This is a genomic window from Paenibacillus aurantius (genome assembly GCF_032268605.1).
GTDB classification, from domain to species: Bacteria; Bacillota; Bacilli; order Paenibacillales; family NBRC-103111; genus Paenibacillus_AO; species Paenibacillus_AO aurantius.
Genome location: NZ_CP130318.1, coordinates 5,855,106 through 5,878,351 on the forward strand (window position 1 = coordinate 5,855,106; position 23,246 = coordinate 5,878,351).

The following is a 23,246-nucleotide window of genomic DNA, read 5'->3' on the forward strand; positions in this document are numbered from 1 at the left end:
CTTTCTATTGGTATAGTTCATCCTGAATCCGGTCTATGTCGGCCAGCTCCTCCGGGCTCAGCCGCTCTGATGCAAACCGGGTGGTCTCCCGAAAATGCTCCGGCTTGGACGCTCCCACAATCGCCGTAGTGATGCCGGGACGGCTGAGCACCCAGCTCAAGGCGAACTGCGGCAGCGTCCATCCGCGGCGTTCCGCCAAGGGCCGCAAAGCCTCCACCAGCGGGAGCGGATGGTTTCGGGTGAGCAGGGCCTGCAGCCGCTGTTCCCCTGCCGCAAGCCGGGAGCCGGAAGGCGGCGCCTCACCCTCCCGGTATTTGCCGGTCAGGATTCCCCGCCCCAGCGGGCTGTAGACGATAACCCCTACCTGCTCCGACAAGGCATAAGGAATCAGCTCCTGCTCGATATCGCGGGTGAGGAGGCTGTACTCCGGCTGCACCGTCTCGAACCGCCGAAGCCCATGAAGCGCGCTCATTCCGTGAGCCTTGGCAAGCTGCCATGCCGCATAGTTGGAGCAGCCGATGTAGCGGATCTTCCCTTCCCGCACCAGATCGTTCAACGCCTCAAGCGTTTCCTCAAGCGGCGTATGCGGATCAAACCGGTGCACCTGGTACAGATCGATATAGTCGGTCTGCAGCCGGCGCAGGCTCCCTTCCAGGGCACGGTACAGGTGGTAGCGGCTCTGTCCCTGGTCATTCACGCCGGGCCCGATCGGGTTGTGCAGCTTCGTAGCCAGCAGGATGTTCTGGCGTCTTGCCTTTAGCAGCCTCCCCAGAATCTGCTCCGATTCCCCGAGCTGGGACACCTCGCCGTTGTCCATGCCTCGGCCGTACACATCGGCGGTGTCGATCAGGTTGACCCCTGTCTCCAGCGCCTGGTCCAGCACGGCGGCCGAAGCCGCCTCATCTATCCATCTCCCGAAAGCCATCGTGCCCAGGCTGACCTCCGATACCCGGACGCCCGTTCTTCCCAGCCATCTGTACTCCATCTCTCTTTGCCCCCTTGTCTGCGTGTAAAAAAAGAAAACAACCGGAAACACCTCCATTCCCCATGCCTTAAGCCTTCCCATGGCCTTGGCAGGAATGAATCGTGCATCTCCGGTTGTCCGGTCGATCCTATTCATATTATTCCGATGAATTAAGTGGAGTATATCATTGTCGAAAATCGTCGTCAACTGCTTTCTAATGGTTCCAAGCTCATTAGGAAGCGGGTAGACCAAGCGCTTATCCGGGAAGAAGCCCAGACAGCTCTAGGCCAATTCTTTTATCTTGATAGCTAAAGTCCCCCATTGTTGTTCTTGCTCTCTTGTATATATTTTATAAGTCGCTTCTATCATTTCTTCCATCGTCCAGCTTTCACAGTCAAAGTCCTGGAAGGGAATGTCCTCGTACATTTCCTCAAAGGTGTTATATTCCCTTAACTCTAAAACTTCCGCCCTTATCGTTTCTTTCTTATCGGGTAATTTGGCAAATTCGATAACATCGCCAATCTTGACCTTTCTTCTTCGTTCATCATTCAATCGGACCTCAACCACTTTCCTTCCGCTTTTGATCGAGTGGAATGGCCTTTCAAATAACGTCATCGAATGGATCATTTGAATCCCCTCCTGTTTACTGGTTTTCCGATACTATTCTGCTAACTAGTTCATCCATCCCTCCACAACACTTCACTACTTCCGAAAGATGGTAGAACGTACTTGTGGTGTCCAAATCGTTGACCTCATGATTCGGGGAATATAGATAGACCTTCTTGCCTAATCCTAAAGCAATGCCCAGTTCTACATGGCTTCCCTTTCCTGCCGGGATGATAACAACAATAAAATCCGATTCCATGACAGCATTTTTCTCTTTTTCTCCTATATCCTTGAGTTGTTCAATGGTGGTCACGTCTTGATTTACTGTCCAATCGTACGTTTGCCTATACCCTCTATCCTGTAACCGCCTTGCTACTTCTTGAACACTCTCCATATTTTTAAAGCTGGAAGCCACATAGAATTTCAATTCGTTAACACCCTTCTCTCTCGATTTTCATCAAAACTACTGACTTACTTCATCAATCTCTTCACGGTTTCTCCCAAGGGATTCATCCATTATAAACGATATTGGGGCCAATGAGGACGCCCCCATAATCAAACGCACCTGAGTAAAGCCTCCTAGGGTTGTTCGGCACAAACAAAAAACCACTCCGCCAAGCGGAATGGTTTTGGCTTACCGTCTATTCGGTTTTTTCCTGCTCCAGGTCCAAGGTTTGGTTGACCTCCGAATGGGAGGCGTCGTGGCCCGTCAGCCTGGCAAGCATGCGTTTCATCAGTTTGGCTTTATTCCCGGTCTCCCAATACTCGGCTGCTTCGGCCTCCACCCGGATCAAAACCAGGTTTGGATCGTCGCTGGTCGTGTCCAGAAAAGCAGCATAGGCCGGATTCCAGAACTCCTTGATTTTCCCACGGTCCTCCACCAGCTCCGCCTTCCCGCGGATCGATACATAGGACTTGCCCACATAGGAGACGTTGACGTTGGGGTTATGCCGCAGCTCCAGAAATTTATCCGTGTCCTTCATCGTCAGGAACCACAGGTCGCCGTCGAACTCGACTTCCTGGGTCTTCATAGGACGCGACACCAGCCCTTCCGGGGTCACGGTGGTGAGCATGGCCGTTTCGATGCCTTTGATTAAGTCCCGAACTTTCTCCAAAGCTTCCTGGTATTCCGTATTCGGATTCGACAAGGTTGTTCACCCTTTCGCTTCATGATCGCAGAACGTTCATCCTTGTTTATACCCGGAAACGGGGAAACTTAATCATCCGACTGGTTCAGCACCCCTCCCATTGGATGACTCGCGGCTGCTCTATTTACTGGCAGAGACACGGAATCCTTTTGCTAGAAGCCACACGGCAAGGATCATTTCATTCGCGGCTACCGGAACCGCCAAAAGGCCTCCCCAAGTGGATAGCTGCTCGATCACTCCGAACATGACCAGAAGGGCACAAAGAACAATAAGGGCAGATCCTGTCATTCCCAGGATAGGGATGAACCTCGGGACGAGTCCCGATCTATAGAAGATGTAGCTGTACATTATCGTATTCATGCCCAGAAAGAAGTTGGGGCCAAGCAAAAAGGTCCAGTCATGAAGGGCTTTCAGCAAGGTGCCCGAGGCTTGAAAGGCGGCGAGATCCGGTGCTCCCGCTGCTGTATATTCCCGGCTTAAGCTCAATAGAGCCAAGACGCTGACGATCCCAACCATGATCACAACAGCCTCCATAAACCGGAAGCAAAGATGCCAAAGAGCTATCGTCTCATTGTATTTTCTTAAGATGGGAAACATGGTGGTGGCCGTTCCTACCGCGGAAACGACAAGAAGTAACTCCATAAGCGCCCCAAGCACCACTTCGTTGGAGTGGGCGGAACCTTGAATCAAGTAATCCGGGCCGTTTAGCAGGGGGTCGTATAAAATCAGGCCGACTACCGCTGAAACCGCCGCTAAGATAAACAAGACACCTACTATTTTGGAAGCTGCTTTGGTTGAGAAATTCATTCCCTTACCTCTCCTCTCGGTTCTCCCCATAAAAAAACACCTCTTCTAGCGGCACTTCAAAGGCTTGCGCAATACGAAAAGCCAGTTCCAGAGACGGGGAGTAACTCCCCTTTTCCAAAGCTACAATGGTTTGCCGGGTTACTCCCGCCTTGTCAGCCAACTGCTGCTGGGTCATTTCCTTGTGGTTAAAGCGCAATTTTCGAATATGATTGCCGACAAGATTTTTGCCCATGTCAGACTCCTCTCCGGTAGTGATAAAGCTTCGTAAACGAGCCGGTTACATCCGAAAGGAAACCCGCAGAAATCAGGATCAGGAACATTACCTGCGAGGGCTGATTGATAGTCAAGGCTCCCATAGCAAGAAGAAAACCGAGGACAAACACGAAAAACGAATTGCGGAATGCTTTCAATTCAATGAGCCGGTCCAGCTCATCCTGGAAGGCCGGTTCCTTTTCTCCGGTCGATAGTCGGAACACGATGTTAAAGACAATACTGATTACGATATGCGCAAGGATGGAAACCAACGTCAGAACCAGGACAAACGAACCCCAATAACGAAAGGCCTCTGCCGGCTCCAACGTTCCTTCGGGATACTGGGTATACCGGTACCCACAATAAATTCCAAAAATGAGAAAGGCGCTGATTAACGTGACGATGCTTTTCTTTTCCTGATAAGTCATTCCCTGCACCACCTGTCCATTATTCTTGACATGAAGTCGCTTAATATGTACATAATGTAATATATTTTTTACATCGTGTCAATCTTATTTTACAAACAAAATCAGATCCCTATTAGGTACGGCTCTCTCATTCTACACTGGCTGCAAGGGCAGGCTTTACAAAGAAAAACGGACCATCCGTTAGGGGATGGTCCGCTGCTTCCTATGGGAAAGTTATTTTAGCTCATAATAATCCATCGTTGAGGTCTCCACGAAGCCGCAGGATTGATAAAGCCGAAGGGCGTTCGCGTTCTCCACGGCCACTTGCAGCATAATATCCCCTGCGTCCGCTTCCTTCAACTTATCTATCGCCTTCAGGAGAATCGCTCTTCCATATCCCTTGCCACGATGCCCGGGCAGAACTCCCAGACCATAGATGCCCCCTATCCCGGGGGACCGCTGGATATGGACTTTCCCGATGACCTGCTGGTCAGCCTCTGCCAGATAGATGGTCATGCCCCTCTTCTCTTCCTCCTCAGGCAGGATCATCCCTTCCGTTGGATCGCTTGTCTCCTCTTCCCCCGGCTGGTCGCCAAAGTATATCGCATTCTGCCGGTGAATCTCCCGCGCATCGGCATTCGTCGCCTTCCGGAAGATAAGGCTCTCTAAGTCATTGGGTATCGCCGGCCGATTCCCCCGAAGATACATCTCATGCTCCGAATGATGGTATCTTGCCCCGGTTCCTTGAATAAACGCTTGCCCGGCTTCTGACTTCCGATCGCTTAAGAGAAGCATACTTTTGGGAGATCGGCGCTTCCACTCTGCTATAGCCAACCTGCTTAATGTCCCAAATACTCCTTGGCGCCTGTATTCCGGGTGCACCATGCCATTCGCTTCCAATGGTGTATCGGCGCCGCCAAATTCGCAAATCCCCATATAGCCAATCAACTCCTGCTCATCGAAATACAGGAATTCATTGATTTGGCGGATCCCCGCACTGTCTGTCCCTGAAGATACGCCAAGCTTGTAGTCCAACTCCAGCTTCAGCGTCGTCTGATCTTCGCGAATGCACCGTTCCTGAAGTCTGTTAATCAAGTCATAGTCTGCTTGACCGATTCCCTCTCTGAGCTTCAACCACGGGTTACGGATCGTCTTCATGTGACACCCCTTCTCCAAAAAAAATGCAGAACGGCGATGATCCCACGCTGCTCTGCTTAAGTTAACTTACGGCCGTGCGCGTTTCCGCCCTTACTCCTCCCCCGTGGCCACGGGGTTGTCCGGGTAGCTCACCCAATCGCTCCAGCTGCCCGCGTACAGCTTCACCTTGGGGAAGCCGGCCTGCTGCAGCGCAAGTATGTTCGGGCAGGCCGTCACGCCGGAGCCGCAGTACACGACGATCTCCTTATCGGACGGGAGATCGCGGAAGCGCTCCTTCATGGCCTCGGCGTCCTTCCAGCGGCCGTTCTCGTCCAGGGCGTCTTTCCAGAAGCGGTTGACCGCTCCCGGGATATGCCCGGCCACCGGATCGATCGCTTCCTCCAGCCCCTGGTAGCGGCGGGCTTCCCGGGAGTCGATCAGCACCCGGTCCGGGCGGCCCAGCCCGGCTTTAACTTCCTCGACGCCTACCACCATCTCGTTATGTACATGAGGAATGAACGCGCGGCCTTCCGGCTGCGGGACCTCCTGCGTCACCGGATAGCCTTCCGCCTTCCAGGCGGAGTAACCACCGTCCATGAGATAGACCTGCTCATGGCCCAGGTAGCGCAGAAGCCACCAGAACCGCGAAGCCATCGCCCCGCCTTGGTCGTCATACGCGATCACCGTCGTCCCCGGTCCGATCCCCGCTTCGCCCAGCTTACGGGACAGTTCTCCCGTGTCCGGCAGAGGGTGTCTTCCCCCGTGCTCGCCGATCGGGGCCGACAAATCCTCCTCCAGATGAAAATACACCGCTCCGGGCAGATGCCCTTCCCGGTAGGCTTGACGGCCGGATTCCCCGTGGCCGAGAGCGAACCGGCAATCGGCGACCGCCACATCCGCCTTCCCCAGGTTCTCCTTCACCCATTCCATGCTCACGACAGATGACATGTCCACACGCTCCCTCTTCTTATAGTTCGATCGAGTAGCTGAGCCAATCCCCTCGCGTTCCGCCCATCTTGGCATAGAAGCGCTGTGCCCGCTCATTGTCGGGGGCCGTTTCCCAGCTCATGGCCGCGTAGCCGTTTTCCCTCGCATAAGCGGTACAAGCCTCGAACAAAGCCGCCGCCGCGCCGGTTCCCCGGCTCTTCTCGACGACGTACAGGTCATTCAAGATAACGGCGGGGCGGGCCCGAAGCGTACTGTAGGTAAAATACAGGGTAGCGAAGCCCGACAGCAAGCCGTCTTCTTCCGCCACCCATTGGATGCCCTGCTTTCCGTCTAGAAGCAATCGCATCAATTCCTCGAGCCGCTCCTCGGGAGGCTCGGGACAGCCATAGAAATCCGTAATATATTCGCGCATCAGCCCGCCGAGCGGGACCAGATCCACGGCCTGCGCCTTTCTTACCACTACATCCGGCAGGTTCCATCCCTCCCTCTCTTCTTGTCCTGGATTCCTCCTCATTATAGGACATAGAGAGGCTTTCGGCGAGACCCTCGGCCCCTGATCCGGAAGCTCACAGCATCTCGTAAGGCGAGCGGTGCGCCGCCCAACGCCGGTAATCCCGGGTTCGGGCAATCGTACGGCTCCCCTTCATCAGCCGACGGTCCCCGGCCCTCCAGGTATGCCCGCTTTTATCCCCCCGGCGGATCTGAACGTAATTATAAGGCCCCGGGGCATAGAGTCGGAATCCTGCTTTCCGGCAGCGGTTCAGAAAATCGACATCTTCCCCAACGGTAAGAGAGCCGAAGCGAACCTTGTCCAACACCCGTTTGCGGAAGAGAAGGGTTCCCCCGGCCACTCTTCGGACCACCGTGTTCTGCTCCCGCGGAAATCTTAGGATGAGCAGCTTCCGGCTCTCGAGGTAAGCCAGGTAGGCCCGTTTCCCCACAAGATCCGCCCCCGAATCCTTCATGGCCTGCATCTGCCCGGTTAAATAGTAGGGAGAGTAATAATCGTCGTCGTCAAATTTGGCCGCATAGGCATACTTCATCTTGCTGAAGCCAAAATTCAGGCACTGCCCGAGGGTAGCCTTCTCCGGCATCCGGTATACGGCCACATTCCGGTAAGCGGCGGCCTTCCGGCGGTACTCGGCCAGCTTCATGCTGTCTTTGTTAAGGACAATGATCAATTCCTTCTTCTTGTGCAGCTGCGACCGGTAGTTCTCCAGAATGTTAGAAAAGAAATCCGGACGGTTCGTACACGTCACAATGGTGACCCCTTCTGTTCCTTTCATGGTTCTCCCCTCTCTATCGATCTGCCTTATTCTATGAAAAGACGATAGAAAAAGGAGACGGCCCTTGTCCGTCTGCGATGCGGAGATGGACGAGAAGGCGCGGCTGGCAGGACCGCCGGACGCCTCCGGTTAAAGGAGGACCAGCCGGTTATGTCAATTCCGGCTCATGAGGACATAAAGAAAGAAGCCCGCCGGAGCCGGCGGACTTCTTTCTGCTTGGGTTATGCTATTGGTTTGGTTGTTGTCGTCGTCCTTAGTCCCGTTGACGGGAGCGGGCCTCGCCGCCCATGCGTCCGGCCTCTTCACGGCTCATTTTTCCTCTGCCGCTATTGTTTGAATCGGACCGGGACTCGCCGCCCTTACGTCCAATTTCCTGGTAGAAGTTCTTATCATGGTTGTCAGAGGTGGCTTCTCCGCCTTTGCGTCCGATCTCCTGATAGAACTCCCGGTCATGGCTGTCGGAAGTAGCTTCTCCACCTTTGCGACCGATCTCCTGATAAAAATCTTTATCATGGTTCTTAGCGGTAGCTTCTCCACCCATACGTCCTGCTTCTTCACGGCTCATGCGGTCTTGATTGCTGCGTGCCATTATGAATCACTCCTTTTGGGTTTGTGGTAAGTCGCCTTTGTACCGGCGCACGGTATATTTACCCCGGCCAAAATGGAGTTAAACGCTAGCAACCAAAAAAATCCCAAGTGCCTGCTTGCTTGACTTTCGGCTGTTTTTTGGCTTCGGAAGGACCATTAATAGCTGATCAGTGCGGCCATCAACAGGCCTGCAGCCAGGCTCAGCCGGGAAGTAAAGATCCCGACCGCCACATTTCCTTCGGGGATTTCACGGATGACGCGGAAGGGGGTGACCAGCTCAAAAAAATAAAACACCAGAACCTGAAAAAGAATGCCCACCGCTCCCCAAATCACCAAATCCATGAGCCCGACCGAATGGTAGACGGCTGACGCGATGACGAGAGCAAGACCGGTCAGCTTTCCCCCCAGGTCATAGGCGACGGCTTTGGCGGCGGCCACCTTCTGCGGGTCACCGGCTTCCTTGCCGTTCTGAATAATGCGGAATTCGTTATAAGGCGTTGTAAAGATAAAGACCAGTAATCCTACCAGCAACAGAGGGATCGTCACCCCAAGGTATTGCAGAAAATTAACGATTAACTCCCATTGCGAACCCATACTATGCCTCCTGTATTAAAGAGCTTATCTCTAAAGGTAGAGTTAAGCTCTATCCTTATGTACCGGCTGTTCTTATAGCTGGAAGCCGGCCCGTTCCCGTCGCTTCCGCCGCTCTATGGGCAGTCGCGTCTTATTCTTCCGCCTTATTCGGCAACCGCCACCGGCAGGTAGCAGGACAGATTGCCGGTAATTCTTTCTCCGATCCGGGCTACAACGGCGGAGGCCCGGCCTCCCATCCAGAAGGATCCCCACAGCAGCCGCCCCCGGTACGGACCGTTGATTGTATCCACCGTCCATTCGGGCAGCTCGACGGCCTTCTGGTACACCATGGGCTGCTCCCAATAAAACTCCTCGCCGTCCCTCTCCCACAGCTCTCCCTTGTCGTTATAGAGGGTGACCCCTCCGCCTTCCCTTCCCAGGATAGGTTTGCTTACATAGGGGATGCCGGTTCCTTCGAACCGGTTCTCCAGGTAAGTCGGCAGCATAAACCTCTCGATCGCCTCCTGTTCCTCCGGTTCGAAGAAAGCTCCCGATTCATGGAGGCTCCAGATGACGGCCTGAAGGGCTTTGGTCTGAGCGAGAAAGGCGGACGGCGGGTTAATGATGCCCAGCCTCCGCCGGGCGATAAGGTCCAGCACGTGCGCTCCCGTCTCGTACCCGTCCGTGTCCCGGTCTTCCGCCAGCTTCTCCAGCGCGTGCAGCCGGTACAGCAGGTCGACGGGCTTGTGCTCCCCGTTCTCCCATACATGAAGACGGTCTTCGTACACCCGGAGATCGGATAGAGCTACGAACTCCCCCGATAGCCCCGATTGGGCGAGCAGATAGCGGGTCGTGGCCGCATCCTCCTCGTGCCAGTCGAGAGAGCTGAAATAAACTCGCTCGGTCGGATAGCCTTGGCGCCGGTAAGCCTCCACCACCTGCCGGAAGGCGTCCGCGATATGCACACGCATGCCCTCGTTCGGGTCCTGGAGCCCGTAATAGGAGCAGACCCGGCCGTTAACATGATACGCTTCGACAATTCCCGTAGGGGTGTCGCTGTTCAATTCGAGCATTTTCATCCCTTCGGTGGTTTGGGCAAAATCAAAGCGCCCGATCGCCGTCGGCAGCCCTTCCAGCACGCGCACCCTCACCGCACGCAGGGCACACTCCGGAATGCCCAGCCCGAGAAGTAGCTCGTCATCCGCCTGGGAAAGCACTTCAACCGCCCGTTGAAAGACGCCGCCGAGACGCTCCGTGGCCTCCGCCAGTTCGACAAATATTTCCCGGGAAACTTTTTTGACGCCGGCCAGGGCATATTCTTGCTCATACATGTAGTCCCACGTAAAGATTCCTTCCTTGCGCATCGCCCCATACAGGTCATTACGGATGGCTTGGTAATTCATCTGCGACACCTCCCGTCAGCCTTCCCGGCAGCAACTTATCCGCGAAGGAAGTTCTGCTTATCCTTTCATTCTCGCGCGTTCCTGGCCACTGTCCACCAATAGAGACACCGGACTAGCTGCTGCTTGACTTCGACGAGCTTCCCAGCCCTCCGCGCGATCCCGACGTCACCCCATTGGAGGAGCCGACGCTGTCTGAGGAGCCGGAGCCCACCGTACCGCTCTTGGAAGAACCACCGGAGCCGCCGTAATAATAGCTGCTGTGGCTTCCCGACGAATTGTCGCAGTAGCCGTCCCGGTTCTCATCCATGCAGTCTCTGCTGTTGGAGCATCCGACCGTCCCCACCGTCAGCGCTGCGGAAAGGAATAAGGCAGCTAGCTTACCCGTACGCCCTCCCCCTGCCGGATGAGCCTTTCCTTCAGGCCGCTGCTCCGTTCTAGTATCGCTGTCCTTCATACGGTGTCGCCTCCTGTGCATAGATGACATAAAGCTTTCGGTCCTCGTCAACCTCCGTGGAGGTTCGTTCCCATTCCTTGTCTCCCCAATAGACATAATTGCTCTGGAGCTGAAGAAGCGCTTCTTCGAACCGGTCAAAATCCCAATGATGAAGGACGGGATAATGGCGGGCGAACTCATCGAATTTTCTAAGCTCTACCCGAATCCCTCTCCAGGACGGCCGGGAGGAAGCTCCCGGAATGGCTTTTTCTTCCGTAGACTCCTTCACATAAACCACGTAGCAGCCGTCTTCCGCCGCGCAGGACGTTTTCTCGTAAACCTTGCCTTCCTTCACCAAATAATCGCAGACGAACCGCAGCGAAATTTCATCGGGGGTGATGGAAGCATAGTGGTAAAGCACCGGAAAACCGTCTTCTAACTTGCGGTATTCCATTCGTGCCATGTCTGGTTTCCTCCTTCGCTGTTTCCGGCCGGTAGGCCATGGGCTTATCCGGTCCTTTCACGGGCTTGAATTTCTGTTTAGTCGCCGGGCAGGACACTATTACGAGGAAATCCGGCAACGGTTTCCATAAAATGACGGTGAATGGCTGAACCTTCTTTTCCAAAACCTTACTTTACCATAATTTTTACAGGTTGGGGCGACTTTTTTTCCGGATGGAAGCAGCCTTTCCGGCATGGTAGGATAGGGGGACGAACCGATAGGAGGAGCATTCATGAAAGCAGGGGTACCCTTTCGGCTGGTCCCGATGGAAGAGGAGCACGCAAGGGAGATCTGCACCTGGCACTATGACCCGCCGTATGATCTGTATAACTGGAAAGCATGGGAGGAGATGCAAGAGAACGGGGAGGAATTCGCCGATCCGTTCATCCGCAAGGAGCAGTACCGGGCGGTACTGGATGAGCACGGGCAGCTGGCGGGATTCGCGCAGTTCTTTCCGATGGTTGGCGTCACCCGTCTGGGGCTTGGGATGAAGCCCCAGCTCTGCGGAAGCGGGAGCGGGACGGCTTTCGTGCGGGCAATCGCCCGGGAAGCGGTCCGCCTGAACCCCGGGCATGAGATCGACCTGGAGGTGCTTGTGTGGAACGAGCGGGCCCAGAGGGCATACGTAAAAGCCGGCTTCCGCCGGACCGACGCCTATGAGCGCCTGACTCCGACGGGGCCGGCTGACTTTTACTGCATGGTGTATGAGGAAGGGGAGGCCGTTTAGGCCCGGCGGGGTTTCCGGTCGAGAAGCAGAATCGCTCCGATGAAGAGGAAGAGGATCGCGGCGTTCACCCGTCCGATATGAAGCTGAAACAGCGTTCCGACCGAAAAGATCGAGAAGAAAATAACGGAGATGCTGCCCAGGATGAAGACCGGGATCAGGATGTATTTGTTGCGTCCTCCGAACAGGTAGAACTCCAGCAGGCCGAAGGCCACCGCCATCGGAAAGCCCGGCCACAGCGTCCCCCAGGCGTCGAACAGCGTCGACAGCTGGCACACCGCCGCCACCACGAGCAGGATGCCTCCCGGAATGAACAGGCCGGGGTACTTGCGTCCGGTCAGGAAATACAGCAGATGGAAGCCGATTCCGAGCGGAAGAATGAAGATCGAGGCCCAGAACAAGCTGATAATCGTCCCCGAATCCAGGAGGGAGAAGCCTTCCAGAAATCCGAATTTGGTGCTGAGCAGCACGGCCCCGAGCAGGAGAAACAGAATGCCGAACCCGCTGTTCTTGTTAAGTGTCATTACGCGTTTACCCTCTTTCCCTAGAAATTCCTTGTCTTCATGGTAAACGATGGAGGATCGTTTGAATTCCGACCTTGGTCTAGTTTTGCCCCCGGCCGAATTGCCGGTTGGACGGGCCCCTTAGGCGGCCCCAATAAGGAAGACCGGAAGGGCCCACACCCTATCCGGTCTTCTTAAGTTGGAAAGGCTCCCGGAGGAGGAAGCGGCCGTCTGGCCGCAAGCCCCATCCTCAGCTCGTGACATTCGCGGGAATGTAGACCTGCCAGACCCTGGGCTCCCGTTCCCCCATCCCGATATAGGTCATGAGCAGTGCCAGGTCTTCCCGGGTGGGCCGATGATCGCCGTTTACGTCCTGCCGGGCGCTGTAATAAGTAAGGACATCCTCAATATCGACAGGGGCGGCGGCCGGGTCGTCCTTCAGTTCGAGGACCCGGAAATAATACGGGTTCGAAAGCATCGTCCCGTTATAAACATGGTAAGCGCGGTACAAGCCGTCCGCGAGTCCTCCCGTATCGAAGCTCTGGACGGTTCCCCAGCCCTCCACCTCCAAGCGGCCCACCTGCCAGCGGATCAGATCGGCTTCCGTCAGAGGGGTGTCCGCCACCGCGTCATCGGGAACAACATAGACGGTTCCCATGGGCAGCTCGGAGGACTCCAGCCGATCCCCCCGGTAAACGGTTAGCGGCGGTACGGTGGCGGTAAAGAGCAGGGATGCCGACCAGCCCGCCTGGTCCGTCGCCGTAACCCGGACCAGAGAGGTTCCCGGGAACCTTCCGCTCATCTCCAGCAGCCCGGTTTCCCCGTTCACCTCCAGCTGCACGGGAACCGGCTTATAGCCGTACAGGTCCTCCTCCCGGCCCACAAGCTCGGCGGAATAGGTCAGCCTGTCTTCTAGAGTTGGATCCGCCAGATCCGCATCGGTGAACCATTCGGAAAGAGGCAGGGTCACCCCCTGCTCCCCGATGAGCTGGTCCGGGATGGAGCCGGCCGCCGAAGGCGCAGAGCCGAAGCGGGCCGTCAGCTCGACTACCGCCTCCCGGTCAAGCGGATCGGCCGCCGTCAGCGTGACCTTCCGGAAGCCGGCGGTGCCGCTCGGTGCGAGCTCATAATACGTGGCGCGCGTCACCGTCTCCCCGTCAACGGCCGTTAGCGTGATCTCCGGCCCGGCCAGGCTTTGGAACAGCCTGCTCATCTCCACCCGGTACGGGGCCATCCCGCCTGCCGGGAAGCCAAGCACGCCCGCCCCTGGCTTAGCCGTCAGCTCCCCGTACCCTACATAAATCTCCTCCGCCGCTTCATGCCCGGCCTTATCCCGGCCCCTCAACCACAGGCGGACGGCGTCTATCCCCTCATAAGGAGCCCGGAGAACGAGCTCGGGATGCGCCGGATCCGACTGGTCCACGCCAGCCATCGAGCCTCCGCCTTCCACCGTGAAAGACCCCCAGTCGATATCCCCGTCCAGGTCGGCGAACACGCCGGTCAGATCGATTCTCTTCTCCTCCTCTGAAAGGAGGTGAATGGCTCCTATGGGATTAGCCGCATAAGGCGCATGATAAGGCCCCGGAAAAGCCGAGGCCACTCCTCCTCCCCCTACCGCTGCGAGGAGCAGTGCCGTTCCCGCGGAGCGGAAGATCCTCTTGTTTCGTTTCGTATGCTTAGGACGTTTCCCCATCATGGCCGTTCTTCCCCTTCCGGCGGCTGGCCGCCGATCCGATCGAATTCCCCGGAATGAATCCGAGGTTCAGGTAAATTTTAACACAGGCCTCCGCTCCCGGCCATCGCCATTTGGCAAAACTGGGGGTTCCGGTATGTCCCCGAGGGCCCGGATACATACTAGAGGATGGGCAAAGGCATGCAAAATCTGGTATGATTAAAGAATGCCTTTTCAGCTGTACGGAGGTTACCTATGCCGTCGATTAAAATCCCCAAAAACCGAATAGAGTACCTGATCCGGGAGGCGGAATCGCGGTTTCAGCCGGCTGTTCTCGCGCGGGGCTGGGACTACTTCCACCAGGGCCGCATCACGCCGGCGGAGCTGGCCGGCGGAACGGAGCTGCACGCCCAGGTGGCGGGAAGCAAGCGGTACGAGGTCACCCTCGACCTCGAGCAGTTCGGCCGAAGCCGCTGCACCTGCCCTTATGACGGCTGGTGCAAGCACATGGCAGCCGTGCTGTTTCAGGTGTACGCGCCCCATGGGAGGCCGGAGCTGCTGCTCGTTCAGCTGCAGAGAACGATCGAGTCCAAGCGGAGAAGCGCAAAAAGCCCCTCCAAAACGGAGAAGCGGCCCTACAAGACCGATCTGTCCCCTACTGATTCTCCGGCGGAATGGCAGGCGTTCTTCGACCGGAAGTTCCACGGCTACTCCCTCTCGCACCAGAACTCCATCGAGGGCTTCTACCAGGCGGCCGTTCAGACCCTGGATGGGCTTGCCTCGGATTGGGAGCCGCCGCTTAGGGAGCTGTACCGGCTGCATGTGACCCTCTTCATTCTGCGAAGAGCGGACCGGTTCCGGGAAGCGAATCATTCCGCCTACCATTCGTATTATCATGAGGCGGGCTTCCAGTCGGTGACGGACAGCTGCCGGACCCGGCTCGCCAAGCTGGCCGCCTCGCCTGCCCTGAAGAAAGCCGGGAAGGCCTATCCCAAGCCGTGGAAGGAAACGGTCGATATGGTCCGGCAGTCCCTGACCGGCATGGCCCCCGGCGGCATCGACTGGCTCGACATTTACCGGCTTCTGTGGTGGGACGTCTTCGCCGACGGATCGGCCCAGGCGAAGGAGCGGCAGAAGCTGGCCTCGCTGCTCGCCCAGGGAGGGCTTTCCCCCCGGAAGAGGGATGTGCTTCTTCTCGCTTCCGCGCATTTTGCCATTATGGAAGGCGATGACGAGCAAGCGATGCGCGAGATGGAAGGGCTGCATGCCCGGCATGCCGGCGATTTCTACTCCGTTCTTCAGCGGCTTTCGCAGGAGGAGCGGTGGGAAAGGCTGCTCGGCTGGCTGCGTTGGCTGCTGCCTGTGATGCCGAAAGCCAAACAGGACGATTTCAACCGCATCTGCGCCTTCTGGATGGAGGCGGTCAAGCATCAGCCCACGGACGAGGAATGGATCCGGGTCATGCTTACCCTTCTGCCGCGCAGCTATTACTACTACACGGACTACCTGATGAAAACGGAGCGTTTCCGGCAGTGGGTCGACCTGCAGCTGTCCAACCGGGTGCTGCCGGTCAACCTCTATTCGGCCGATCTTAAGGTCGTGGAGGCCCATGATCCGGCCCTCCTGCTTCCCCTCTACACCCAGGCGGTGGAACGCTCCATCCAGGAAAAGAACCGCGCGTCCTACACCACGGCCGTGCGGCAGCTGAGAAAGCTTCATGCGTGCTACAAAAAGCTGAAGCGTCTCGACCGCTGGGAGGAGTACATTCACCGGCTGGCGGACAAATACTCGAGGCTGCGCGCCTTTCAGGAGGAGCTGGAGAAAGGAAAATGGCTGTCATGATCACACCGAGTCCTTATACGGTTCATGCCGACTGGCTCCCCGAAGGAGCCCTCTTTCTCTGGGGGGTGCGGGCGGGCGGGGGAATTCTCGACCCCGAGGAGCTGAAAAACCATCTCTTCGCCTATCACGAGCCTTCCTTCTACGGCACGTTCATTGACACGGCCGAGCACGAGGACCGCGACGGCGTCGCCCTGCCGGCGCTGGAGGCGCTGCGCTACTTCTGCGACACGCCGGCGCTCCGGCACGCGGAAGCCAAGCCGGGCCGGGAGCTCGCCAGCCTGAAGGCGATGGCTCCGATGGTGCTGGAGGCGCTGGAGGCGGGCCGGTTCGTGCCGGACTACGAGCAGTGGAAGCAGGGCCGGCTCCGCTGGAAGCTCGGGCTGCCCGATGCGCCCGAGGCGGCGGCGCTCGTCCGCCGGTGGGCGGATGCGCTGGCGGCCGAGTGGGCGGCCGAGCAGCCCGAGCTGCGCCAGGCGCTGCGCCGGCTCGAAACCGCGGCGCCGCCGGCCGAGGGCGCGGACCTGTGGCTCGACGAGGAGGATTGGCTGGTCGCGATCGGCTGGGTTCAGGATCCCAGCCCGTTCCGCACCTGCCTCCGGCTCGTCGAGCCGCCAGCCGCCCGGGACGGCCGCAGCCCCGCGGGCGGCTGGCGGCTCGAGGTCGCGCTGCAGGACCGCCGCCGGCCCGACACGCTCGTCGCGGTGAGCCCGGCAGGCGAGCCCGCCCCCGGCGAGGAGCTGCCGCCCGCTTGGGCGGACGACCTCGCCCGCGTGCCGCGCGATGTGCAGCGCTGGCTGCACATCCTGCCGTGGCTGCGCGACGAGGGCGAGCCGGAGCGGCTGCGCGGGGAACTCTCCGCCGATGAGGCGTGGGAGTTCCTCGCGCAGGGCAGCCTGCGGCTCGCGGAGGCCGGCAGCGCCGTGCTGCTGCCCGCGTGGTGGCAGCGCGTGCGCCGGGTGAAGCCGCGCCTGCGGGCGAAGCTGAAGTCGTCCGTCGGCGCGGCGGACGGCGGCTCGCTGTTCGGGCTCGGGCAGCTCATGCAGTTCGACTGGCGGCTCGCCGTCGGGGACATGGAGCTGACCGAGGACGAATTCCGCGAGCTCATCGAAGAGAAGCGCCGGCTCGTCCAGTTCCGCGGCGAATGGATCGTGCTCGATCCGGACCAGCTCGAGCAGATCCGGCGGGCCATGAAGCGGATCGGGGGCAAGGACGGCCTTTCTTTCCGGGATGTGCTCGAAATGCACATGCTGGGAGGAGTGCCGGCCGGAGAGAACCTCGATGGAGCGGATAACGAAGAGCGCCTCATGATGGAGGTCGAGCTGAACGACCATCTCCGCGGGCTGATCCACCAGCTGGAGCACAGCGCGGAGATTCCTCGAATGGCTCCGCCCGAAGGCTTCCGCGGCTCGCTGCGGCCTTACCAGACGGACGGGGTCTCCTGGATGCTGTTTCTGCGCCGCTTCGGCCTTGGAGGCTGTCTGGCCGACGACATGGGGCTCGGGAAGACCATCCAGTTCATCACTTACCTGCTCGGCGTGAAGGAACAGGAGGCCCGTCCGGCGCCTTCCCTGCTCATCTGCCCGACCTCGGTGCTCGGCAACTGGCAAAAGGAGCTGCAGCGCTTCGCGCCTGACCTCAAGGTCCATCTGCACTACGGTCCGCAGCGCCTGAAGGGCTCGGAGTTCGAGGAGACGGCCGCCGAATGCGACCTTCTGCTCACCTCCTACACGCTCTCTCATCTTGATGAGGAGGAGCTGGGACGCGTCCAGTGGGGCGCCATCTGCCTCGATGAGGCGCAGAATATCAAGAACGCCTACACCAAGCAGGCGGCGGCCATCCGGAGGCTGAACGGAGACCACCGGATTGCCCTCACCGGAACGCCGATCGAGAACCGGCTGACCGAGCTGTGGTCGATTTTCGACTTTCTCAACCCCGGTTACCTGGGCACCCTGCGCGAATTCAACCACCGGTTCGTCGCGCTGATCGAGCGGACCAAGGACCCCGAAGCGGTCGCCCAGGTGCAGCGGCTGATCCGGCCTTTCCTGCTCCGGCGGGTGAAGAAGGATCCCGCCATCCAGCTCGAGCTGCCGGACAAGAACGAGGCCAAGACCTACATCTCGCTCACGCCGGAGCAGGCCTCGCTCTACGAGAATTACATCCGCGACATGTTCGAGCGGCTGGAGAAGCTTACCGTCATGGAACGGAGGGGCCTCATCCTCGCCGCCCTGACGAAGCTGAAGCAGGTGTGCAACCACCCGGCCCTGCTTCTGAAGGAAGGGCACGCACACTGGCGCAGCCGCTCCAACAAGGTCGAGCGGCTGCTCGACATGGTGACGGAGCTGAGGCAGGAAGGCGACCGCTGCCTGGTGTTCACCCAGTTCGTCGAGACGGGCCATCTTCTGCAGCACGCGCTGGAGGAGGAACTGGGCGAGAAGGTCCAGTTCCTCCACGGCGGTACGCCGAAGGCGACCCGGGATGCGATGATCGCCCGCTTCCAGGACGACGGGCTGCCGGAGGAGGAGCGGTGCGGCATCTTCCTGCTCTCCCTTAAAGCAGGAGGAACCGGGCTTAACCTGACCGCGGCGAACCATGTTTTCCACTTCGACCGCTGGTGGAACCCCGCGGTGGAGAACCAGGCCACCGACCGCGCCTACCGGATCGGGCAAACCCGCGACGTGCAGGTGCACAAGTTCGTCACGCTCGGCACGCTCGAGGAGCGGATCGACGAGATGATCGAGCGCAAGCTCGACCTGAGCCAGCAGATCGTCGGAACCGGCGAGCACTGGATCACGGAGCTGTCCACGGATGAGCTTCGCGAGCTGTTCGTGCTCCGGCGGGAGTGGGCCACGGGCTAAGGCCGGCGGCCTGCCGGGGGCTTGCCGGGGGCTTGCTGCGAGCTGTCCGTGGTCTCCGGGATTTTGCCGAGGATGCTGGCGAGCGTATGGGCCAGATCCCGGCGGATGAGCAGCTCCTCGGTCTGCCGAGCCTCCGCGTGGTTGCGGCTGAGCAGGCTGTCGACGGCACCTGCGTCCACGCACCGGCCGCTATAAGCGATTCCAGCCATGCTCTAAGGCGATTCCGCCGCCGTCTCCCTTCCCGCTGCCGTAAGACGGGCGGTGGGCGGCTCCGGATCCACTACCAGCATGCGGGCATCCCTTCTGGAGCCACTCAACCACCGATCGAACGTGTCGGCCTTGCGCGAGGCACTCCCATCCCTCTTCCCGCACGCGAGCTCCCTCCCCAGAGCCACTCAATCGCCGATCAAGCGAGTTGGCTCTGGCGAGCGACAAAAATAAAGGAACCCAGGTTCGCTATCCTCCCTTTTTGGGCGTCGCCCAAAAAATTAGCGGAACTCAGGTTCCTTATTTTATTCAAAACAGAGCCCAAAAGGCGGGTTTCGGCCTTTTTGCCGCTAAATAACGCACCTGCGTTCCTCTAATGGGGAGGAACCCGTTAAAAACCACCCAATAGAGGATCCGTGTTCCTCTATCCGGCGGGGGCGGGAAAGGGATGAGGTTCGGGCATCCTTGCCCAACCCAACCGCCTCGGTCTTCCCCCTTCGAATGCTTACCTTCTTCCTAACGGCTGGCCAGCCGCGACGGCGGGGACCGGTGGGATACGGCTGGCGGACGGCAGAGGGCAGGCCGGCGGGGGCGGGGGACAGAAGAGGGTTGGGCGATAGAAGAGCGCGCGTCACCCGGGAGGAGGCCATGCCGGAAACCCAAATGGCAGCTCCCCCTGCGCCCGCCCCTGCAACTTCAACTGCTGGCCCTCCGCCAGCCTTCCGCCTAACCGGTCTATTGGCCGGCGGCGGGCTCCAGCCGGGAGGATACCACCTCCGTCAGCGAGTCGCCGGTGAAATAACAGCAGTGCTCGTAGGCGGCCTCCTCCTCCAGAAGAAAGGGCAGGAAATAAGGAACATTATGGGCAATGCCCTTGTTCTCCGGATGGAGAATCCAGGCGATGTCCTTCCAGTCGAGAATGCCTTCTGCCGTACCGAGCGGAGTGGCGTAGGGCAGGTCCTCCTCCACCTCCACCAGAAAAAGATACATCCCTCCGCGGGATGCCCCATCCACCGTCCAGGTCACGCAGCCTTTGTCCTGAAATGCCTCCAATGGGAGCACCAGCCCGGTCTCCTCCTGCACCTCCCGCTGAACGGAGGCAAGAGGTGCTTCTCCCGGCTCCAGCTTGCCGCCTACCCCGTTCCACGCCCCCATCCAGGCGGGGGCATTCCGGTTCAGCAGCAAAATCCGGTTACCCCGGCGAATGAAACAAATGGTATACCGAAACACTTCCATCCCTCCCGGTTATCGTACTCCGCCAGGCTTGGCCAGGCGACACCTCTTGCAGGATCCCCTTCCGCCAGTCCCGGAGCCTTACTAAGCGAACTCAGCCCCAGCTGATTCCACCGCTCTATCTCTACGCTTGCCAGGGGCTACCGCCTGCCCCCTCACCAGAGCCTCTCCTGCCATGCCTTTAATCGTTTACTCATTCACCTCTAGGTGTGAGACTTTTGCCCTTCTGTCACCCCTCCTCCGGCTCCGTACGCTTCAGCTTGACCTCCACGGTGTCTTCTCCGGCCTTCAGCTCCTCGAAGCCGATGCCGTTCTCCCGAAGAATCCGGACGACTTCCTGCTCGTTGCGGGCCGGGAAGACGATCGTTTCCTTCGGCTCTTTCTCCAGCAGCTCGCGGACGACCTCAAGCAGCCGTTCCATCGTAAAAGGCTTCTTCAGGTAGCGCTCGGCTTCCGTCTCGTAATAGTGCGCGGGCTGATCAAGCGCGGTCGACACGATGACCGGTGTCGCGCCGTGACGCGGATGGCGGGAGAGGGCGGCGAGAAAGTCCCAGCCGCTTTTTTTGCCTTCCAGCATGATGTCGACGATCCAGAGGCGGGCGGGGGCTCCCCCTTGGGCGGAAAGGGCCCGGAGCGCCTCTTCCGCTGCCCGGAACTTGACGACCGGAAGGCCCAGCCGTCCGACCGCCTCGGCCATCAGGTGGGACAGGTTGACGTCGTCCTCGAGAATAACGAGGCTGCCCCCTACCCCCTCCTCCCGGTACAAGGGCAGGTCGAGGAAGAACGTGGTTCCAGCCCCCATTTCCGATTCGAAGCGGAGGGACCCGTCATGCGCCTCGGCGATTTCCTTGCAGATGGCGAGCCCAAGGCCGGTGCCTCCGATCTGGCGGCGGTCCGTGTTGTCCACCCGGTAAAATTTGGTGAACATCTTGTCCTTCGCCTCCTCGGGAATGCCGAGGCCGTAATCCTGGACGCGAAGCACCGCATGGTCCCCCTCCCGCTCCAGATACAAATCCACACGGTCGGCTCCCGGGGAATACTTCACGGCGTTGCTGATGACATTATGCAGCAGCTGGCGAAGCCGGTCGGGGTCCCCCCGGACCACGAGGCTATCTCCCGGGACATGCAGCCGGATCTCGTGAGTCGGCCTGCCCTTCCACTGCTCCGCCACTTCGCGGACCAAGGCGTTCCATTCGACCGGCTCGTAATGGTACACCTGCTGCCCCGACTCCATCCGCTGAAGATCGAGAAAATCGTTAATCAACGTGGACAGCCGGTTGGCTTCGTCATAAATCGTCTGAAGGTAACGCTTCCGCTTATCCGGCGCCACCTCCCGATTCAGCAGAATCTCCACAAAGCCGAGAACGCTGGCGAGCGGGGTACGGAGCTCATGAGAAACAATGCTGATGAACTCATTCTTCATCTCATCGACGCGCTCTTCCTCCGAACGGTCGCGGAAGACAAAGAGATAGCCCCGGACGCCGCCGTCCCTTCCCCGGACCGGAGTGGCATACAGCTCCAAATAACGCAGCCCCTCGGCGCGGCGGAAGGGGAAGCGCAGGGAAACGCTGTCCGTCTCCCCGGCGAGGAATTCCTTGACGGGCTCGACCAGAGACAGCGGGGTGCCGGCCCCTTGCTCCAGCTGCCGGAACAGGCGGAGCATGCCCGTTCCGAGCGTGTTCTCCCAGCCGAAGTAATCTCCGATCCGGCTGTTCGCCACGAGGGCGGTGCCGTCCAGACCGGCCATCAGGATGCCCTCATGGCTCGATTCGACGATGCCGCGGATCAGCTCCTTCTCGTTGCCGAGCTCGGCGTTCAGCTCCTTCAGCCGCTCCGACTGCTTGTGCCTTTCCTCGTTCACGAGCTGGGCGAAGAAAGCGAGTCCGAATTGGCGGGTTAACCCCCAAAGAAGCCGCTCCTTCAGGGCGTCGTGAAGCTCGCCGGCTCCATAAAGGGTCAGCAGCAGAAAGCCTATCATCTCCTGCTTGTCGTCAAGAAGCGGGACATACCAGTCGGTCGCTTGCTCGAAGGAGGCATGGAGTCCCTTCTCACGCTCCGTCAGAGTTCGCCGGACTCTAAGCGGCTCCCGTGTCTCCAGAGCCCGCCCGGCGGAGCCGTAAAGCTCCCGCTCTAGCCGCGGATAGGCATTGGACGGATACCCGATCGAGTACACCACGCGGAAGCCGTCTTCCTCCGGTTCGCGCAGCAGCACCAGTGCGGCATCCAGCTCCAGCGCTTCCAGAAGAGCCGGCACGGTGCCGCGGAGAAACGGCTCGAGCTGCATGAATCCGGTCAGCTTCTCCTGGTAGGAGGTGATCCATTCGAGCTCCTGCTCCCGCTCCGTCAACTTGAGGAGAGTCGCCTCCTGCTCCTCCTGCTGGGCGAGAATTTCCTCGTTATGCGCTTCGAGCGTCTCGGCCGTCAGCCGGTACTTTTCCTCGCTAACCCGCAAGGCAGCCTCCGCCCGACCGGCTCGTCCGAACACGATGATGGAGACGACGCCTACGGCGATGGCGAGAAGACCGCTCACCATAATAATAAGCCGGGTCTGGTCGGCCGCCTTCTTCATCTGGCTTCCCGCGCTTCGTGTGTCTTCCCCAATCAGCAGCAAGAGTTCATTATGAATGCTGCGGAACTGGTCCATGTCGGTTTTGCCCGCATTGATACGGCCGCGGGCGTCCTCGATTTTGCCGGAGTCGACAAGGGCGATCTGGTCCTCGAAGTACCGCTTCAGCACCTCCAGGGAAGGAACCAGCTTCCTCTCGAGGATCGGCCCCAGGTTCGGAGAGATGCGGTCGGCGTTGTTCGTCAAATACTCCACGTTCCGGTTAAGCGAGATTTGACCCAGGTAGTAGGGGTCCAGGAACGAGCGGTTGTTGCGCGCGACGTAGGCGCGGACTCCCGTCTCCTCGTTCAGCACGTCCGTCAGCAGGCTCTGGACGGCATTGGTGACGGGGATCGTATCCAGCATGATCCGGTCGGTCTCTTTCTCCATATTGGTAAAAGCCGCATAGCTGATCAGGCTGACCAGCAGCAGAAGCGCCACGGCGGCGATGTTAAGGACGGATCCTTTGACCCGGGGATAGCTCATGGCTTCCCTCCATTCCCAGTTGATCGGCAGGGGGTCCCTCTTTGCCGTACTTCTATAGAAGATTT

At 59.0% G+C, this 23,246-nt stretch carries 24 protein-coding genes; 3 read left to right on the top strand and 21 right to left on the bottom strand.

The window, feature by feature from the left end; all coding sequences use genetic code 11:
• Nucleotides 1-4: 4 nt before the first annotated feature.
• From MJA45_RS26520 to MJA45_RS26595, 16 genes are all read right to left on the bottom strand, one after another.
• The gene (locus MJA45_RS26520) at nt 5-985 is read right to left on the bottom strand and encodes an aldo/keto reductase (RefSeq protein WP_315604887.1); all 981 of its coding nucleotides are present in this window, start codon (nt 983-985) and stop codon (nt 5-7) included.
• Nucleotides 986-1,246: 261 nt separating this feature from the next.
• Complete coding sequence (locus tag MJA45_RS26525) at nt 1,247-1,591, bottom strand: ASCH domain-containing protein (RefSeq protein ID WP_315604888.1); 345 nt, start codon at nt 1,589-1,591, stop codon at nt 1,247-1,249.
• Between the two features lie 16 nt (nt 1,592-1,607).
• Entirely contained in the window at nt 1,608-1,997 is a 390-nt protein-coding gene (locus tag MJA45_RS26530) for a nucleoside 2-deoxyribosyltransferase (protein ID WP_315604889.1), read from the bottom strand.
• A gap of 214 nt (nt 1,998-2,211) precedes the next feature.
• A complete protein-coding gene (locus MJA45_RS26535; RefSeq protein WP_315604890.1) occupies nt 2,212-2,718 on the bottom strand; it encodes a pyridoxamine 5'-phosphate oxidase family protein in 507 nt (168 codons plus the stop codon).
• A 120-nt stretch (nt 2,719-2,838) separates the two neighbouring features.
• Nucleotides 2,839-3,525 carry a DUF4386 domain-containing protein gene (locus MJA45_RS26540; protein WP_315604891.1) on the bottom strand — a complete coding sequence of 229 codons (687 nt, stop codon included), beginning with the start codon at nt 3,523-3,525 and terminating at the stop codon, nt 2,839-2,841.
• 4 nt (nt 3,526-3,529) lie between these two features.
• A complete protein-coding gene (locus MJA45_RS26545; RefSeq protein ID WP_315604892.1) occupies nt 3,530-3,757 on the bottom strand; it encodes a helix-turn-helix transcriptional regulator in 228 nt (75 codons plus the stop codon).
• 1 nt (nt 3,758) lies between these two features.
• Nucleotides 3,759-4,205, bottom strand: a complete 447-nt coding sequence (locus MJA45_RS26550; RefSeq protein ID WP_315604893.1) for a hypothetical protein — start codon at nt 4,203-4,205, stop codon at nt 3,759-3,761.
• A gap of 213 nt (nt 4,206-4,418) precedes the next feature.
• Nucleotides 4,419-5,342, bottom strand: coding sequence for a GNAT family N-acetyltransferase (locus MJA45_RS26555; protein ID WP_315604894.1), 924 nt, complete (start codon nt 5,340-5,342; stop codon nt 4,419-4,421).
• Nucleotides 5,343-5,432: 90 nt separating this feature from the next.
• Entirely contained in the window at nt 5,433-6,269 is an 837-nt protein-coding gene (locus tag MJA45_RS26560) for a sulfurtransferase (RefSeq protein WP_315604895.1), read from the bottom strand.
• Nucleotides 6,270-6,288: 19 nt separating this feature from the next.
• Entirely contained in the window at nt 6,289-6,783 is a 495-nt protein-coding gene (locus tag MJA45_RS26565) for a GNAT family N-acetyltransferase (RefSeq protein WP_315604896.1), read from the bottom strand.
• Nucleotides 6,784-6,835: 52 nt separating this feature from the next.
• Entirely contained in the window at nt 6,836-7,555 is a 720-nt protein-coding gene (locus MJA45_RS26570) for a glycosyltransferase family 2 protein (protein ID WP_315604897.1), read from the bottom strand.
• A gap of 253 nt (nt 7,556-7,808) precedes the next feature.
• Nucleotides 7,809-8,144 (bottom strand): general stress protein, encoded by a 336-nt coding sequence (locus tag MJA45_RS26575; RefSeq protein ID WP_315604898.1) that lies wholly within the window; start codon nt 8,142-8,144, stop codon nt 7,809-7,811.
• Between the two features lie 155 nt (nt 8,145-8,299).
• Nucleotides 8,300-8,737 (bottom strand): DUF350 domain-containing protein, encoded by a 438-nt coding sequence (locus tag MJA45_RS26580; protein ID WP_315604899.1) that lies wholly within the window; start codon nt 8,735-8,737, stop codon nt 8,300-8,302.
• 143 nt (nt 8,738-8,880) lie between these two features.
• On the bottom strand, nt 8,881-10,119 hold the full coding sequence (locus MJA45_RS26585) for a glutathionylspermidine synthase family protein (protein ID WP_315604900.1): 1,239 nt from the start codon (nt 10,117-10,119) through the stop codon (nt 8,881-8,883).
• A 112-nt stretch (nt 10,120-10,231) separates the two neighbouring features.
• The gene (locus tag MJA45_RS26590) at nt 10,232-10,573 is read right to left on the bottom strand and encodes a hypothetical protein (protein ID WP_315604901.1); all 342 of its coding nucleotides are present in this window, start codon (nt 10,571-10,573) and stop codon (nt 10,232-10,234) included.
• Nucleotides 10,554-11,015 carry a hypothetical protein gene (locus tag MJA45_RS26595; protein WP_315604902.1) on the bottom strand — a complete coding sequence of 154 codons (462 nt, stop codon included), beginning with the start codon at nt 11,013-11,015 and terminating at the stop codon, nt 10,554-10,556. The genes MJA45_RS26590 and MJA45_RS26595 overlap by 20 nt, the downstream gene beginning before the upstream one ends.
• Nucleotides 11,016-11,286: 271 nt before the next feature.
• Between MJA45_RS26595 and MJA45_RS26600 the strand changes: the two genes are divergently transcribed.
• Nucleotides 11,287-11,781 (top strand): GNAT family N-acetyltransferase, encoded by a 495-nt coding sequence (locus tag MJA45_RS26600; protein WP_315604903.1) that lies wholly within the window; start codon nt 11,287-11,289, stop codon nt 11,779-11,781.
• Here the strand turns inward: MJA45_RS26600 and MJA45_RS26605 are convergent.
• Nucleotides 11,778-12,302, bottom strand: coding sequence for a hypothetical protein (locus MJA45_RS26605; RefSeq protein ID WP_315604904.1), 525 nt, complete (start codon nt 12,300-12,302; stop codon nt 11,778-11,780). The two genes, MJA45_RS26600 and MJA45_RS26605, sit on opposite strands and share 4 nt — an antisense overlap.
• A 229-nt stretch (nt 12,303-12,531) precedes the next feature.
• Entirely contained in the window at nt 12,532-13,977 is a 1,446-nt protein-coding gene (locus MJA45_RS26610; protein WP_315604905.1) for a hypothetical protein, read from the bottom strand.
• Between the two features lie 231 nt (nt 13,978-14,208).
• Here MJA45_RS26610 and MJA45_RS26615 point away from each other — a divergent pair, with 231 nt between their 5' ends.
• A complete protein-coding gene (locus MJA45_RS26615; RefSeq protein ID WP_315604906.1) occupies nt 14,209-15,795 on the top strand; it encodes an SWIM zinc finger family protein in 1,587 nt (528 codons plus the stop codon).
• The gene (locus tag MJA45_RS26620; RefSeq protein ID WP_407083176.1) at nt 15,792-18,650 is read left to right on the top strand and encodes a DEAD/DEAH box helicase; all 2,859 of its coding nucleotides are present in this window, start codon (nt 15,792-15,794) and stop codon (nt 18,648-18,650) included. The genes MJA45_RS26615 and MJA45_RS26620 overlap by 4 nt, the downstream gene beginning before the upstream one ends.
• Here MJA45_RS26620 and MJA45_RS26625 read toward each other — a convergent pair.
• The 3 genes from MJA45_RS26625 to MJA45_RS26635 form a co-directional block, all read right to left on the bottom strand.
• Entirely contained in the window at nt 18,647-18,859 is a 213-nt protein-coding gene (locus tag MJA45_RS26625) for a hypothetical protein (RefSeq protein ID WP_315604908.1), read from the bottom strand. The two genes, MJA45_RS26620 and MJA45_RS26625, sit on opposite strands and share 4 nt — an antisense overlap.
• 733 nt (nt 18,860-19,592) lie before the next feature.
• A complete protein-coding gene (locus MJA45_RS26630; RefSeq protein ID WP_315604909.1) occupies nt 19,593-20,087 on the bottom strand; it encodes an NUDIX hydrolase in 495 nt (164 codons plus the stop codon).
• 232 nt (nt 20,088-20,319) lie between these two features.
• Nucleotides 20,320-23,181, bottom strand: coding sequence for an ATP-binding protein (locus MJA45_RS26635; protein WP_315604910.1), 2,862 nt, complete (start codon nt 23,179-23,181; stop codon nt 20,320-20,322).
• Nucleotides 23,182-23,246 lie beyond the last annotated feature (65 nt).

Coding starts and splice junctions, on each gene's coding strand:
- MJA45_RS26520 (WP_315604887.1), bottom strand. CDS start 985: ATGGAGTACAGATGGCTGGGAAGAACGGGCGTCCGGGTATCGGAGGTC.
- MJA45_RS26525 (WP_315604888.1), bottom strand. CDS start 1,591: ATGATCCATTCGATGACGTTATTTGAAAGGCCATTCCACTCGATCAAA.
- MJA45_RS26540 (WP_315604891.1), bottom strand. CDS start 3,525: ATGAATTTCTCAACCAAAGCAGCTTCCAAAATAGTAGGTGTCTTGTTT.
- MJA45_RS26545 (WP_315604892.1), bottom strand. CDS start 3,757: ATGGGCAAAAATCTTGTCGGCAATCATATTCGAAAATTGCGCTTTAAC.
- MJA45_RS26550 (WP_315604893.1), bottom strand. CDS start 4,205: ATGACTTATCAGGAAAAGAAAAGCATCGTCACGTTAATCAGCGCCTTT.
- MJA45_RS26555 (WP_315604894.1), bottom strand. CDS start 5,342: ATGAAGACGATCCGTAACCCGTGGTTGAAGCTCAGAGAGGGAATCGGT.
- MJA45_RS26560 (WP_315604895.1), bottom strand. CDS start 6,269: ATGTCATCTGTCGTGAGCATGGAATGGGTGAAGGAGAACCTGGGGAAG.
- MJA45_RS26565 (WP_315604896.1), bottom strand. CDS start 6,783: ATGAGGAGGAATCCAGGACAAGAAGAGAGGGAGGGATGGAACCTGCCG.
- MJA45_RS26570 (WP_315604897.1), bottom strand. CDS start 7,555: ATGAAAGGAACAGAAGGGGTCACCATTGTGACGTGTACGAACCGTCCG.
- MJA45_RS26575 (WP_315604898.1), bottom strand. CDS start 8,144: ATGGCACGCAGCAATCAAGACCGCATGAGCCGTGAAGAAGCAGGACGT.
- MJA45_RS26580 (WP_315604899.1), bottom strand. CDS start 8,737: ATGGGTTCGCAATGGGAGTTAATCGTTAATTTTCTGCAATACCTTGGG.
- MJA45_RS26585 (WP_315604900.1), bottom strand. CDS start 10,119: ATGAATTACCAAGCCATCCGTAATGACCTGTATGGGGCGATGCGCAAG.
- MJA45_RS26590 (WP_315604901.1), bottom strand. CDS start 10,573: ATGAAGGACAGCGATACTAGAACGGAGCAGCGGCCTGAAGGAAAGGCT.
- MJA45_RS26595 (WP_315604902.1), bottom strand. CDS start 11,015: ATGGCACGAATGGAATACCGCAAGTTAGAAGACGGTTTTCCGGTGCTT.
- MJA45_RS26600 (WP_315604903.1), top strand. CDS start 11,287: ATGAAAGCAGGGGTACCCTTTCGGCTGGTCCCGATGGAAGAGGAGCAC.
- MJA45_RS26605 (WP_315604904.1), bottom strand. CDS start 12,302: ATGACACTTAACAAGAACAGCGGGTTCGGCATTCTGTTTCTCCTGCTC.
- MJA45_RS26610 (WP_315604905.1), bottom strand. CDS start 13,977: ATGATGGGGAAACGTCCTAAGCATACGAAACGAAACAAGAGGATCTTC.
- MJA45_RS26615 (WP_315604906.1), top strand. CDS start 14,209: ATGCCGTCGATTAAAATCCCCAAAAACCGAATAGAGTACCTGATCCGG.
- MJA45_RS26620 (WP_407083176.1), top strand. CDS start 15,792: ATGATCACACCGAGTCCTTATACGGTTCATGCCGACTGGCTCCCCGAA.
- MJA45_RS26625 (WP_315604908.1), bottom strand. CDS start 18,859: ATGGCTGGAATCGCTTATAGCGGCCGGTGCGTGGACGCAGGTGCCGTC.
- MJA45_RS26635 (WP_315604910.1), bottom strand. CDS start 23,181: ATGAGCTATCCCCGGGTCAAAGGATCCGTCCTTAACATCGCCGCCGTG.